Annotated in this window: 13 protein-coding genes; 2 read left to right on the forward strand and 11 right to left on the reverse strand. The window is 59.7% G+C overall.

What is annotated here, in order from left to right:
• Positions 1-5 precede the first annotated feature (5 nt).
• The 3 genes from AC1ROI_RS12140 to ccoG all read right to left on the reverse strand — a co-directional run bounded on the left by AC1ROI_RS12140 (position 6) and on the right by ccoG (position 4,597).
• Entirely contained in the window at positions 6-2,456 is a 2,451-nt protein-coding gene (locus AC1ROI_RS12140) for a heavy metal translocating P-type ATPase (protein WP_102594705.1), read from the reverse strand.
• A 174-nt stretch (positions 2,457-2,630) separates the two neighbouring features.
• Positions 2,631-3,170, reverse strand: coding sequence for a FixH family protein (locus AC1ROI_RS12145; RefSeq protein WP_010456420.1), 540 nt, complete (start codon positions 3,168-3,170; stop codon positions 2,631-2,633).
• A gap of 11 nt (positions 3,171-3,181) precedes the next feature.
• Positions 3,182-4,597, reverse strand: a complete 1,416-nt coding sequence (ccoG, locus tag AC1ROI_RS12150) for a cytochrome c oxidase accessory protein CcoG (protein WP_010456417.1) — start codon at positions 4,595-4,597, stop codon at positions 3,182-3,184.
• Between the two features lie 517 nt (positions 4,598-5,114).
• Here ccoG and AC1ROI_RS12155 point away from each other — a divergent pair.
• A complete protein-coding gene (locus AC1ROI_RS12155) occupies positions 5,115-6,116 on the forward strand; it encodes a metallophosphoesterase family protein (RefSeq protein WP_077748214.1) in 1,002 nt (333 codons plus the stop codon).
• A gap of 55 nt (positions 6,117-6,171) precedes the next feature.
• Here AC1ROI_RS12155 and ccoP (AC1ROI_RS12160) read toward each other — a convergent pair whose 3' ends face one another.
• The 8 genes from ccoP (AC1ROI_RS12160) to ccoN (AC1ROI_RS12195) all read right to left on the reverse strand — a co-directional run bounded on the left by ccoP (AC1ROI_RS12160) (position 6,172) and on the right by ccoN (AC1ROI_RS12195) (position 13,092).
• Positions 6,172-7,155: a cytochrome-c oxidase, cbb3-type subunit III gene (ccoP, locus tag AC1ROI_RS12160; protein ID WP_010456414.1), complete on the reverse strand. Its 984-nt coding sequence runs from the start codon at positions 7,153-7,155 to the stop codon at positions 6,172-6,174.
• Complete coding sequence (locus AC1ROI_RS12165; RefSeq protein WP_003175465.1) at positions 7,152-7,337, reverse strand: CcoQ/FixQ family Cbb3-type cytochrome c oxidase assembly chaperone; 186 nt, start codon at positions 7,335-7,337, stop codon at positions 7,152-7,154. Before AC1ROI_RS12165 ends, ccoP (AC1ROI_RS12160) begins: the two co-directional genes overlap by 4 nt.
• A 5-nt stretch (positions 7,338-7,342) precedes the next feature.
• Positions 7,343-7,951 carry a cytochrome-c oxidase, cbb3-type subunit II gene (gene ccoO / locus AC1ROI_RS12170; protein WP_010456412.1) on the reverse strand — a complete coding sequence of 203 codons (609 nt, stop codon included), beginning with the start codon at positions 7,949-7,951 and terminating at the stop codon, positions 7,343-7,345.
• The gene (gene ccoN, locus AC1ROI_RS12175; protein ID WP_010456410.1) at positions 7,951-9,393 is read right to left on the reverse strand and encodes a cytochrome-c oxidase, cbb3-type subunit I; all 1,443 of its coding nucleotides are present in this window, start codon (positions 9,391-9,393) and stop codon (positions 7,951-7,953) included. Before ccoN (AC1ROI_RS12175) ends, ccoO (AC1ROI_RS12170) begins: the two co-directional genes overlap by 1 nt.
• A 483-nt stretch (positions 9,394-9,876) precedes the next feature.
• A complete protein-coding gene (gene ccoP / locus AC1ROI_RS12180) occupies positions 9,877-10,830 on the reverse strand; it encodes a cytochrome-c oxidase, cbb3-type subunit III (RefSeq protein WP_102594704.1) in 954 nt (317 codons plus the stop codon).
• Positions 10,827-11,027: a cbb3-type cytochrome oxidase subunit 3 gene (locus AC1ROI_RS12185; protein ID WP_102594714.1), complete on the reverse strand. Its 201-nt coding sequence runs from the start codon at positions 11,025-11,027 to the stop codon at positions 10,827-10,829. Before AC1ROI_RS12185 ends, ccoP (AC1ROI_RS12180) begins: the two co-directional genes overlap by 4 nt.
• Before the next feature lie 21 nt (positions 11,028-11,048).
• Positions 11,049-11,657, reverse strand: coding sequence for a cytochrome-c oxidase, cbb3-type subunit II (gene ccoO / locus AC1ROI_RS12190; protein ID WP_010456405.1), 609 nt, complete (start codon positions 11,655-11,657; stop codon positions 11,049-11,051).
• Between the two features lie 10 nt (positions 11,658-11,667).
• Positions 11,668-13,092, reverse strand: a complete 1,425-nt coding sequence (gene ccoN, locus AC1ROI_RS12195; protein ID WP_010456403.1) for a cytochrome-c oxidase, cbb3-type subunit I — start codon at positions 13,090-13,092, stop codon at positions 11,668-11,670.
• Between the two features lie 95 nt (positions 13,093-13,187).
• Here ccoN (AC1ROI_RS12195) and AC1ROI_RS12200 point away from each other — a divergent pair, with 95 nt between their 5' ends.
• A complete protein-coding gene (locus tag AC1ROI_RS12200) occupies positions 13,188-13,874 on the forward strand; it encodes an alpha/beta family hydrolase (protein ID WP_010456401.1) in 687 nt (228 codons plus the stop codon).
• Positions 13,875-13,932 lie beyond the last annotated feature (58 nt).

Below are 13,932 nucleotides of genomic sequence, written 5' to 3' on the forward strand. Positions count from 1 at the left end.
GCGGCTCAGGCCGGCAGCGGGCGGGTTTCTGGCGTGGGCCGGACGCCAGGCGCGCTCGGCAGGCGAGTCAGGCGCAGGGCGTTCAGCACCACGGTCAACGAACTGATGGACATGCCGACCGCGGCCCATACCGGTGTGATCCAGCCGAGGGCGGCGAACGGCAACATGAGGCCATTGTACAGCCCGGCCCACAGCAGGTTCTCGATGATTACCCGACGGGTGCGCCGCGCGAGGCTGAAGGCCTGCACCAGCGCATCGAGGCGGTTGGACAGCAACACCGCATCGGCGCTGGTTTTCGCCAGGTCGGTGGCTGAACCCATCGCCACGCTGATGTCGGCTGCGGCCAGCACTGGCACGTCATTGACGCCGTCACCGAGCATCAACACCTTGCGGCCTTCCTTGTGCAACTGTTGCAGGACCTGCAATTTGTCATCCGGACGTAAACCGCCCCGGGCTTCGTCGATGCCCAGTTCGGCGGCCACGCTGGCGACCATCGGTGAGGTATCGCCCGACAGCAGCAAGGTGCGCCAGCCACGGGCCTTGCAGGCTTCCAATAGTGCCGGGGCGTCGGCACGCAAACGGTCATCGAGGACAAACCACGCCAGCGGCCCCTGGCTGTCGCCGAGCAGCAGCCATTGCCCGGCTTCATCGGGCATGACCGGTGTCGCCGCGCCACTGAGTTCGCAGACAAAACCCGGCTGGCCGATGCGCAGGCGTTGCGTGCCGACCAGGCCCTCGAGACCAAGCCCCGGCGTGCTGAGGACTTCTTCGGCCGCCAGCGGCGCTCGGCCAAATGCCCGGGCAATCGGGTGTTCGGAACGGTTTTCCAGGGCAGCGGCGAGACTCAGGCATTGATCGCTGTCGAGCGCGCCGAGCGGGCGGATCGAACGCAAGGCCAATCGACCCTCGGTCAACGTGCCGGTCTTGTCGAAAATCACCGTGTCGATCTGGTTCAGGCCTTCCAGCACATGGCCACGGGTCAGCAGTAAACCGAGTTTGTGCAACGTGCCGGTGGCGGCCGTGAGGGCGGTGGGCGTGGCCAGCGACAAGGCGCACGGGCACGTCGCAACCAGCATCGCCAGGACAATCCAGAAGGCTCGCGACGAATCCAGCTCCCACCACAACAGGCCGATTGCCGCTGCTGCGATCAATGACAGCAACAGGAACCATTGCGCAGCGCGGTCAGCGATTTCCGCCAGTCGCGGCTTTTCGGCCTGGGCGCGGTCCAGCAGGCGGACGATGGCCGACAGCCGCGTGTCCTGACCCAGCGCCAGCACTTGCACGGTCAACGCGCCTTCGACGTTCAGGGTGCCGGCGGTGACCGCGTCGCCCTGGGTGCGCGGTTGCGGCAGGTATTCGCCGGTCAGCAGCGATTCGTCGATGCTCGACTGGCCATCGAGGATCTTGCCGTCGGCCGGCAGAATGGCGCCCGGATGCACCAGCACCTGATCGCCGACACGCAGTTCGCTGAGCAGGATTCGTTCGCTCTGGCCGTCGGCACTCAGGCGCAGGCACGAGGCCGGTAACAGGTTGACAAGCTGTGCGGTGGCGGCGGCGGTGCGCTCCCGGGCGCGGCGTTCCAGGTATCGACCGGCCAGCAGGAACAGCGCGAACATCCCCACCGCGTCGAAATACAACTCGCCGACGCCGGTGATCGAGGTCCAGATTCCGGCGATGTAGGCACTGCCGATGGCGAGCGACACCGACACGTCCATGGTCAGATGTCGGGTGCGCAAATCGCGCATCGCCCCTTTGAAGAACGGCGCACAGCTGTAGAACACGATCGGCGTGGTGAGGAACAGTGCGACCCAGCGCAGGATGGTGTGCAGCTCGGGACTCAAATCGATGTTGAATTCCGGCCAAGTGGCCATGGTCGCCATCATCGCCTGGAACCACAGCAACCCGGCGACGCCCAGTTGGCGCAAGGCCAGGCGGTTTTCGTTGGCCAGTTGTTCGCTGGCGCGGTCGGCTTGGTACGGGTGCGCGGCGTAGCCGATGTGGCGCAGTTCGCTGAGCACCTGACTCAATGGCAATTGCGCGTCGGCCCAGCGCACGTGAAGACGATGGTTGGACAGGTTCAGTCGCGCCTCTGCCACCGCCGGCAAGGCGCGCAGGTGTTTTTCGATCAGCCAGCCGCAGGCGGCGCAGCTGATGCCTTCCATCAACAGGGTGGTTTCGGCGAGTTCGCCGTCGTGGCGCACGAAAGGCTTCTGCACATCGGCGCGGTCGTAGAGCGCCAACTCATCCACCAACTGCACCGGCAAGGCTTCGGGGTTGGCCGATGACTCGCTGCGGTGCTGGTAATAGCTTTCCAGTCCGCCGGCCACGATCGCCTCAGCCACGGCCTGGCACCCCGGGCAGCAGAACTCGCGGGTTTCACCGAGGACCGCAGCGGTGAAGCGGCTGCCGGCCGGGACGGGCAGGGCGCAGTGGTAGCAGGGGGTTGGCGTGGTCATCTGTGCTGCCATGGAAACCATTGTGGCGAGGGAGCTTGCTCCCGCTCGGCTGCGCAGCAGTCGTAAACCTGCGAACGCGCTATGACTGAAAGAATCGGTTTGCTGGTTTCAGGGGGCGCTTCGCACCCAGCGGGAGCAAGCTCCCTCGCCACAGTTGACCGTGTTCACTGGAACTTACTTCTTCAGGTCTTCCGCGCCTTGCAGCGGCTCATCCCCGAGCAGCAGGTCCTTATCATGGCTGACCAGCTCTTCTTCGAACATGCGCCAGATGTGGTCGTCCTGAGTGCCCAGCAATTCGACAAAACGACGGCCTTCAATCTTGTCGCTCAATTGACCGATGTAGCGACCCTGCTCTGTTTCACTGCGGGCCAAGGTGATCTTGCGATCCTTTTCCGGCTGGGTCGGCGAGATCAGGTTCAGCTCAAGGGTTTCAGGTTGGCTGTTGCCGCTCAGGCGCAGGTCGACTTCGCCGGTTACGTCATCCAGGTGAACGCTGGCCCGCAGCAGCAGGGTCTGGGCCAGCAGCTCACGATCAAGGGAGCGGTTGATGCCTTTGCCGGCCTCGTAGTAGTTGTCGTTGACCAGGTTGTCCGGGTTGTTCACCGCGATGGTCACCATGGACAGGGTCAACGTCACGGAACAAGCCAGGATGGCGATGATGATCCATGGCCAAAGATGCTTGTACCAAGGGCTTGCGGCGTTTGCTGCGGGCATGATTACTTCTCTCAACGAATTTGTGGGCCGATGAATCGGCTCTTGGCTTCAACGTGGATGCTGTCGTCGTCGGCATCCTTGAGGATGAATTTCACCTCGTTGGTGCTCGACGGCAGTTTTTCCGGTGCCATGGACAGTTCCACTGGCTGGCTGAAAATCTCCCCGGCGGCGACTTTGATCTCGCGCTTGCCTTGCAGCTTGAGGTCCGGCAGACCGGAGGCTTCCAGTACGTAGGTATGGTCGCGCTGGTCTTTGTTCATGATCTTCAGGCTGTAGACGTTCTCGATCCGGCCTTCGGCGTTCTCGCGATACAGCACGCGGTCCTTGCTGACGTCGAAACCGACCAGTGAACGCATGAAGAACGCGCCCGCCAGCAAGCCCATCATGGCCAGCAACACCAGGGCATAGCCAATCAGCCGCGGGCGCAGTTTATGGGTTTTTTGCCCGGACAGGTTGTGCTCGGTGGTGTAGCTGATCAACCCGCGCGGGTAGTCCATCTTGTCCATGATGCTGTCGCAGGCATCGATGCACGCCGCGCAGCCGATGCATTCGATCTGCAGACCGTCGCGAATGTCGATGCCGGTCGGGCAGACCTGGACGCACATGGTGCAATCGATGCAATCGCCCAGGCCCATAGCCTTGTAGTCGACGCCTTTCTTGCGCGGGCCGCGGCTTTCACCACGGCGAGGATCGTAGGACACGATCAGCGTGTCCTTGTCGAACATCACGCTCTGGAAGCGCGCATACGGGCACATGTAAATGCACACTTGCTCACGCAACCAGCCGGCGTTGCCGTAGGTGGCGAGGGTGAAGAAACCGACCCAGAAATACGACCAGCCATCCGCTTCGCCGGTGAAGAAGTCGATGGTCAGTTCGCGAATGGGCGAGAAGTACCCGACGAAGGTCATGCCGGTGACGAAGCCGATCAACAACCACATCGAGTGCTTGCTGAGTTTGCGCAGGAATTTGTTGGCGCTCATCGGCGCCTTGTCGAGCTTGATGCGCTGGTTGCGGTCGCCTTCGGTGACCTTTTCGCACCACATGAAAATCCACGTCCAGACGCTTTGCGGGCAGGTATAACCGCACCACACCCGACCGGCGTACACGGTAATGAAGAACAGGCCGAAGGCGCTGACGATCAGGATCCCGGAGAGCAGGATGAAATCCTGGGGCCAGAAGGTCGCGCCGAAGATGAAGAATTTGCGTTCCGGCAGGTTCCACCAGACGGCTTGATGACCGCCCCAGTTCAGCCAGACCGTACCGAAATACAGCAGAAACAACCCGGCACCGCCCATCATCCGCAGGTTGCGGAACAGGCCGGTGAAGGCACGGGTGTAGATTTTTTCTCGAGAGGCGTAAAGATCGACGCTGTTGTTTGCGTCTTTGGCAGGCGGTGTGACGTCGTGTACCGGAATCTGATTGCTCATCATTGCATCCCACGGCAGTGGAAAAATGCCTCGGTCAGTACATGCCGACCGCGGTCAAAAAGAGGTGTTGCAGTGGCGCAATGATACGCCTGTCGCTCTGGCTCAAGGGTGCGACCTTTGGTCGCGTTGGGCAAATTCAATTGATGGTGTAGTGACTTGAATCAATTGACTTGTGGATTATGGACGGTTTTTCGTGATGTAGAGTCAGAGGATGGGGCGATTCCTGGCCGGTGCGTGGCCGACGGGAGCAGAACTGCTGACCTCAGTCATGCCACAAGCCTGCCGCAGCACTTTACGCCATGGCCGCCGTCATTTCAGGCGCCGTTTTGAAACTTGCAATGCGTTGAACTAACCAACTTGAGGTTGGGTAAGTTGTTGTTTTACGACGTGCAGCGGAAATATATTTATTTAATTGGTCTTTATGAGTTGTTTGAAGTTTTTGTCTGTTTCCAATAAGTTGGTTGGGTGTGGTTTGTTAGTTGCACACTTTATCTAATACTAATGGAAACGGAATTCTATGATTTCTAAGAAAGTTAAGCGGTTTGTGCTGGGCGTGTGCCTGCTGTCTATGGCGCCTTTGGCCTATTCAATCGAAGGTGCCCCACGTCATATGATCTTCGCTTCGGATACGCAGTACCCGTGGACGGACAAACTCGACCGCAGGGAACCCGAGTCCGATGCGGATTTCAAGACACGTTCAAAATGGCTGGTGGAGACTCAGTTTGCGAGTATTGCCGACTTCCGCAAGAACCATGCGCAATCCCACGTGCCGCTGATGATCAATGGCGACATCACCGCTTTCGGCCACGGCTGGCAGCGCTCTTACATGAACTCGATGTTGAAAAAATACTTCAATGGCGATTTCTTGTATGGCCTGGGTAACCACGACTATGAGAACAACGTGGATGATTGCTTCAGCAATAACTGTGCGGCCGGCAGTATCGTGGAGTTTAAAGAGCATCATGAAAATAAGGTTGATAATTTTGATTTGAAAATTACCGGCAATTTTCTGAGTCGGCTGTATTCCGGCAGTCTCGCCTATTCCAAGAACATAGGGGACGTCCATATGGTGCAACTCAATAATGAGCCGACCTATGCCACCAGGATTGCTCATGCGTTAAACCCGACGACGTTCGACATCACCAGTACCCTGGATTGGCTTGAAAACGATTTGAGAGTCGCTCGGACTCAGGGTTACGCCATCATTATCAACATGCACAAGCCACTCGAAATGATGGGTAATAGTGAGCAAGAGTGGCGCTTTTATCAGATGATCAGGAAGTATGAGGTCACTGCCATCTTCGCCGGCCATCTCCATGATCAAGGTGGTGATGCCTATGAAGTAAATGGCGTGCCGATGTACCTGAGCGGTGCCACTTCTCAGCAAACCTACCTGGTTGCCAGTTTCTCGGAGGATCGCAAGCAGTTGCAGATCAACCTGGTGAAGGACAACCAATGGCAGAGCCGAAAGCTGTTGGATACGGTACCGGTAAAATCGATCTGGGCCAGTCGCCCATGAAAAAGGCCCCGCCAGATCACTGGCGGGGCCTTGTTTGTTGCGTCAGGCGTTGGCCTTACTGAGCGTCTTCCGCCGGCGCTTTCTCACCGTGAGAAAGGCTGTAGACGTAAGCGGCCAGCAAGTGAACCTTGTCGTTGCCTTGCAGCTGTTCTTGCGCAGGCATCTGGCCCTGACGGCCGTAACGGATGGTCTGCTGCAGTTGAGCGAAGCTCGAACCGTAGATGAACGCAGCCGGGTGAGTCAGGTTCGGCGCGCCCATGGCTGGCGTACCTTTGCCTTCCGGACCGTGGCACACCGCGCAGTTGGCGGCGAACAGCTTCTGACCGGCAACCGGATCGGCCTTGGTGCCTTCCGGCAGCTTGCGGCCATCGAGGTTGATCAGTACGAACGAAGCAACGTCCGCAACGCCTTGCTCGCCGATCACGTCAGCCCATGCCGGCATGACCGCGTGGCGGCCACCCATGATGGTGGTCTTGATGGTTTCTGCCTCACCGCCCCAGCGCCAGTCGGCGTCGGTCAGGTTAGGGAAGCCATAAGCGCCCTTGGCGTCGGAGCCGTGGCAGACCGAGCAGTTGGAGGCGAACAGGCGGCCACCCATCTTCAGGGCTTGCGGGTCTTTGGCGACTTCTTCAATCGGCATCGAAGCGAACTTGGCGAAGATCGGGCCGAACTTGGCGTCCGACTTGGCCATTTCCTTTTCCCACTCGTGAACGCCGGTCCAGCCGGTCTGGCCGTTGGCGAACGCGGTCTGCTTCTCGTTATCCAGGTAGTTGTAACCCGGCAGCAGGCCTTTCCAGTTACCCAGGCCCGGGTACAGCACCAGATAGCCCAGGGCGAAGATGATGGTGCCCACGAACAGCATGAACCACCATTTCGGCAGTGGGTTGTCGTACTCCTCGATCCCGTCGAAGGAGTGGCCAACCGTTTCTTCGGTGGCTTCGCTGCGCTGGCCCTTGCGGGTGGACAGCAGCAGCCAGGTCAGGGCGAAGATCGTGCCGAGACTGAGGACTGTGACGTACAGACTCCAGAACGTAGTCATTCTTTGTTACTCCTAGAAGCTTGCTCGACGTGCTTGATGGCTTCGGGATCATCCGCGAAAGGCAGCAAGGTCGCGTCTTCAAACTCCGACTTGCGCTTGGGGCTGAATACCCACAACGCCAGACCGATGAAGGCCACCATCACAACAACGGTGCCCAGGCCACGAATCATCCCGATATCCATCTAAATCACCGTTTGCTTTTGATGATGGTGCCCAGGCCTTGCAGATAGGCCACCAGCGCGTCCATTTCGGTTTTGCCCTTCACAGCATCCTTGGCGCCGGCGATGTCTTCGTCGGTGTAAGGGACGCCGAGCGTGCGCAAGACTTCCATTTTCTTGGCGGTGTCTTTGCCGTCGAGCTTGTTTTCCACGAGGAACGGGTAGGCCGGCATTTTCGACTCGGGCACCACGTTGCGCGGGTTGTACAAATGCGCACGCTGCCAGTCATCGGAGTAACGACCGCCGACACGGGCCAGGTCCGGACCGGTACGCTTGGAACCCCACAGGAACGGATGGTCCCAGACGCTTTCACCGGCAACCGAGTAGTGGCCGTAACGTTCGGTTTCAGCACGGAACGGGCGGATCATCTGCGAGTGGCAGCCGACACAACCGTTGGCGATGTAAATGTCGCGGCCTTCCAGTTCAAGGGCGGTGCGAGGCTTCATGCCTTCGACCGGCTTGTTGGTGACGTCCTGGAAAAACAGCGGAACGATCTGGGTCAGGCCGCCGACGCTGACGGCGATAACCATGAAGAAGGCCAGCAGGCCAATATTCTTCTCGACTGCTTCATGCTTCATCAGTGAGCTCCAACTACAGCAATCTGTTCAGCAGCTTTGGCTTCAGCCGGGTTCGAGGCACGTACGGTACGCCATACGTTGTAGGCCATGAACAGCATGCCGCTGGCGAAGAACGCACCGCCCAGGGCGCGAACGATGAAACCAGGATGGCTGGCTTGCAGGGCTTCGACGAACGAGTAGGTGAGGGTGCCGTCGTCGTTGATTGCACGCCACATCAGACCTTGGGTGATGCCGTTGACCCACATCGAAGCGATGTACAGAACGGTACCGATGGTCGCGAGCCAGAAATGCGTGTTGATCAGGCCAATGCTGTGCATCTGCGCGCGACCGAACAGTTTCGGGATCATGTGGTAGATGGCGCCGATCGAGATCATCGCAACCCAGCCCAAGGCACCGGCGTGTACGTGGCCGATGGTCCAGTCGGTGTAGTGCGACAGCGAGTTCACGGTCTTGATGGCCATCATCGGGCCTTCAAAGGTCGACATGCCGTAGAAGGCCAGCGACACCACCAGGAAGCGCAGGATCGGGTCGGTGCGCAGCTTATGCCAGGCGCCCGACAGGGTCATCATGCCGTTGATCATGCCGCCCCAGCTTGGCGCCAGCAGGATGATCGACATCGCCATGCCCAGCGACTGAGCCCAGTCCGGCAGCGCGGTGTAGTGCAGGTGGTGTGGACCGGCCCAGATGTACAGGGTGATCAGCGCCCAGAAGTGCACGATCGACAGGCGATAGGAGTAGATCGGACGCTCGGCCTGCTTCGGAACGAAGTAGTACATCATCCCCAGGAAGCCGGTGGTCAGGAAGAAACCGACCGCGTTGTGGCCGTACCACCACTGGATCATTGCGTCAGTCGCACCGGCGTAGGCCGAGTAGGACTTGAAGAAACTGACCGGCAGGGACGCGTGGTTGACGATGTGCAGCATCGCCGTCACGACGATGAAGGCACCGTAGAACCAGTTACCCACATAGATGTGCTTGGTATTGCGCTTGGTGATGGTGCCGAAGAACACCAGACCGTAGGACACCCAGACGATGGCCAGCAGAATAGCCAGGGGCCATTCCAGTTCCGCGTATTCCTTGGTGGTGGTGTAACCCAGCGGCAAGGTAATAATCGCGCCGACGATCACCGCTTGCCAACCCCAGAAGGTGAAGGCCGCGAGGCTGTCGGAAATCAGTCGCGTTTGGCAGGTTCGCTGCACGACGTAATAAGAAGTGGCAAACAGAGCACAACCACCGAAGGCGAAAATCACCAGGTTGGTGTGCAACGGGCGTAAGCGTCCAAAAGTCGTCCACGGCAGACCGAAGTTCAATTCCGGCCATACAAGCTGTGAGGCGATGAAGACACCAAGCCCCATGCCAAGGATCCCCCAGACCACCGTCATGATGGCGAACTGGCGGACTACCTTATAGTTATAAGCAGTCGGACTGATTGCTGTGCTCATTCTAAGGTTCCACGGTTTGGGTGTTTTATTAGGAGTAAAAATCGGCCGCAAGTATGTAGAAAGCGGGGGGTCATTGCAACGCGCCATGACCTGGGTCAATGCTTTCAAAAGCTGATTCTGCGGCCTTTCCATGCGCCGCGTAAGGACAAAATTGACCTCGGACAAAATGTCGCTGCGAACGAAAAGGGTGAGGGGGGCAGGTCAGTTGTTACGGGGTGTGTTCAAACACAACGATCGGGTGACCGACGGCAATTGGCACGACAGCCGGTATCTACCAGCCTTTGCGGCCTGTCATCGAGCAGATTCGTTGAACACATCGGGCAAGGTCGACCTGGAACCGGCTCATGCCAGTCCGCATCGGAGCAAGCTTAGACCCGAATCTGGTGAACCGAAAGGAGGACCAACGGAGGGGTGCGACACTTGGTCGCAAAGAGGCAGGGAACTGCCGCATCCGGGCGAATGCGGCAGTAGAGCGGTCGAGATTTATTCGCGTTTGCCTTCTGCTTGCAAACGCTCGGTGCTCAGACCGTGGGACAGGCTGTAAACGTAAGCGGCCAGCAGTTGCACCTTGTCGTTGCCGAGCAGTTCGTTCTGCGCCGGCATATGGCCCTGGCGGCCATGGCGGATGGTCTGCTGAAGTTGCGCCAGGCTTGTACCGTAGATGAACCCGGCCGGTTGCGTCAGGTTCGGCGCGCCCATGGCTTCAGTACCTTTGCCGTTTGCACCATGACAGGCTACGCACGTGGTGCTGAACGCTTGCTGTCCGGCTTGCAGGTCGGCGGTGTCGCCAGCCGGCAATGGCAGGCCCGCCAGTTCATGACGTACATACGCGGCCACGTTCTTCACACCGGCCTCACCGAGGATTTCCCCCCAGGCCGGCATTGCCGCCATGCGACCGCCCATGATCGTGGTCTTGATCATCTCGGCGTCACCGCCCCAGCGCCAGGTGCTGTCGGCCAGGTTCGGGAAGCCGAAAGCGCCCTTGGCATCCGAGCCGTGGCACACCGAGCAGTTGGACGCGAACAGACGACCGCCCATTTTCAGCGCTTGCGGGTCCTTCGCCACTTCTTCAACGGGCATGGCCGCGAATTTGGCGAAGATCGGCCCAAACTTGGCGTCTGCCTTGTTCATCTCCTTTTCCCATTCGTGGACGCCGGTCCAGCCGTCCTCGTAACCCGGCAGGACGCCTTTCCAGTTGCCCAGGCCCGGATAAAGAATCAGGTAGCCCACGGCAAACACCAGCGTGCCGGCGAACAGCATGAACCACCACTGCGGCAGCGGATTGTCGTACTCCTCGATGCCGTCGAAGCTGTGGCCCATGGTCTGGTCGACACTGCCCTTGGTTTCACCCTTGCGGGTGCCGACCAGCAGCCAGGTCAGGCCGATCAGGCTGCCGATAGTCAGTACGCAGATCCACGTACTCCAGAAGGTGGTCATGGCCGGGTACTCCTTGTTTCAGGTTCTTGGGTGGCGTCGTCGGCCAGGGGTTCATCGGCGAACGGCAGCAAACGCGCTTCGGCAAATTCCGGGTTGCGCTTGCTGTTGAACACCCATAGCGTCAGGCCGACGAAAGCCACGAACACCACGACCGTGCCCAGGCCGCGGATCATTCCACTGCTAATCTCGCTCACTATTTCGAAGGGCATGGTCATGGCTCACCTCTTGCTCTTGATGGCAGTGCCGAGCACTTGCAGATAAGAAACGAGTGCGTCCATTTCGGTCTTGCCCTTGAGGCTGGCGACCGCGCCGCTGATGTCGTCATCGCTGTATGGCACACCGAGGGTGCGCATGGTGCGGATCTTGGTTTCGGTGTGGCTGCTGTCGACCGCTTGCGTGACCAGCCATGGGTAGCCAGGCATTTTCGACTCCGGCACCACGTTGCGCGGGTTGTACAAGTGCGCACGGTGCCAGTCATCCGAGTAGCGTGCACCGACCCGGGCCAGGTCCGGACCGGTACGCTTGGAACCCCAGAGGAACGGGTGATCCCACACGCTTTCCCCTGCCACCGAGTAGTGCCCGTAGCGTTCGGTCTCGGCACGGAACGGCCGGATCATCTGCGAGTGGCAACCGACACAGCCTTCGCGGATGTAAATGTCGCGACCTTCCAGTTGCAGGGCGGTGTAGGGCTTCATGCCTTCCACCGGTTTGTTGGTCACGTCCTGGAAGAACAGCGGGACGATCTGGGTCAGACCGCCGATGCTCACAGCCAGAACCATCAGCAGCATCAGCAGGCCGACGTTTTTCTCGATTGTTTCGTGTTTCATGGCGGACTCCTCAGGCCATCTGCGCGGCAGCGGCGACTTCGGCAGGCTGCGAGGCCCGCACGGTGCGCCAGGTGTTGTAAGCCATCAGGAACATCCCGCTGAGGAAGATCGCACCGCCCACCAGTCGCACGACGAAGCCTGGGTGGCTGGCCACCAGGGTTTCGACGAAGGAGTAGGTCAGCGTGCCGTCTTCGTTGACTGCGCGCCACATGAGGCCCTGGGCGATGCCGTTGACCCACATCGAAGCGATGTAGAGCACGGTGCCGATGGTCGCGAGCCAGAAGTGCGCATTGATCAGGCCGATGCTGTACATCTGCGGGCGACCGAAGATTTTCGGGATCATGTGGTACAGCGCGCCGATGGAAATCATCGCCACCCAACCGAGGGCGCCGGCGTGAACGTGGCCGATGGTCCAGTCGGTGTAGTGGGAGAGGGCGTTGACCGTTTTGATGGCCATCATCGGCCCTTCAAAGGTCGACATGCCGTAGAACGCCAGCGACACGACAAGGAAGCGCAGGATCGGGTCGCTGCGCAATTTATGCCAGGCGCCCGAGAGCGTCATCATCCCGTTGATCATCCCGCCCCAGCTTGGTGCCAGCAGGATCAGCGACATCACCATGCCCAGCGACTGTGCCCAGTCTGGCAGCGCGGTGTAGTGCAAGTGGTGCGGACCGGCCCAGATGTACAGGGTGATCAGCGCCCAGAAGTGCACGATCGACAAGCGATAGGAGTACACCGGGCGCTCAGCCTGTTTCGGCACGAAGTAGTACATCATCCCGAGGAAACCGGCGGTGAGGAAAAAGCCCACGGCGTTGTGGCCGTACCACCACTGGACCATGGCATCGGTGGCACCGGCATAGACCGAGTAGGACTTGGTGAAACTCACCGGCAGCTCAACGTTGTTGACGATGTGCAGAATCGCCACGGTGATGATGAACGCACCGAAGAACCAGTTGCCGACGTAGATGTGCTTGGTCTTGCGCTTGGCCAGCGTACCGAAGAACACAATGGCGTAGGCGACCCAGACGATGGTGATCAGGATGTCGATCGGCCATTCCAGCTCGGCGTATTCCTTGGAGCTGGTGTAACCCAGCGGCAGGCTGATGGCCGCCAGCAGGATCACCAGTTGCCAGCCCCAGAAGCAGAACGCGGCGATTTTCGGCGCGAACAACTGGGTCTGGCAGGTGCGTTGCACCGAATAGAACGAACTGGCGAACAGGGCGCAACCGCCGAAGGCGAAGATCACCGCGTTGGTGTGCAGAGGGCGCAACCGGCCGAAACTGGTCCACGGCAAATCGAAGTTGAGTTCAGGCCAGACCAATTGGGCTGCGAGAAAAACCCCGAGCCCCATGCCGACGATGCCCCACACCACCGTCATAATGGCGAATTGGCGGACCACCTTGTAGTTGTAGGCGGTACTGATAGAAGTGTTCATGGTTCCCCATCCACGGTTCAGCCGAAGTGAAGGCGTTTGCGCAAGGCAACGCTCCCTTCGCCTGGAGTTATAGGCAGACTAAAAGCGAGGCAAGCATGGACAAAGAGCACAAGGCCAGTATTGACGGGGATCAATGGGCGCGGTGTGTGCGGGAACATGGATGGTTGTGGAATGAAGCGGCTTCAAAGGCTTCGGCGGATCCTGTGACGCTGATTCTCGCCCATGGCGCCGGTGCGCCAATGGACAGCGTCTGGATGAACGACATGGCTGCACGCCTCGCCGATCAAGGCGTCAACGTGTTGCGCTTCGAGTTTCCGTACATGGCGCAGCGGCGTGTCGACGGGGGCAAGCGCCCACCGAATCCGGCGCCGAAACTACTGGAGTGCTGGCGTGAGGTGTACGCCGAGGTGCGACGCCATGCCGCTGGGCGTCTGGCGATTGGCGGCAAGTCCATGGGCGGGCGGATGGCCAGTCTTTTGGCGGATGAGTTGGGGGCGGATGCGTTGGTGTGCCTGGGTTATCCGTTTTATGCGGTGGGTAAACCGGAGAAACCTCGGGTCGAGCATTTGGCCGGGCTCAAGACCCGGACGTTGATCGTACAGGGCGAGCGCGATGCCCTGGGCAATCGCGAGGCAGTCGAAGGTTATGCGTTGGCGCCGGGCATCGAGGTGTTCTGGCTGGTGGCAGGGGATCATGACTTGAAGCCGTTGAAGGCTTCCGGGTTGACCCATGAGCAGCATTTGGCTTCGGCGGCGAGTCGGGTGGCTGCATTTCTTCAGTGAAAGAGGTGGTGCCCGTTTGGGCCGCTTCGCGGGCAAACCCGCTCCCCACTTTTTATTG

This window comes from Pseudomonas sp. GW823-FHT02C02 (genome assembly GCF_058797635.1).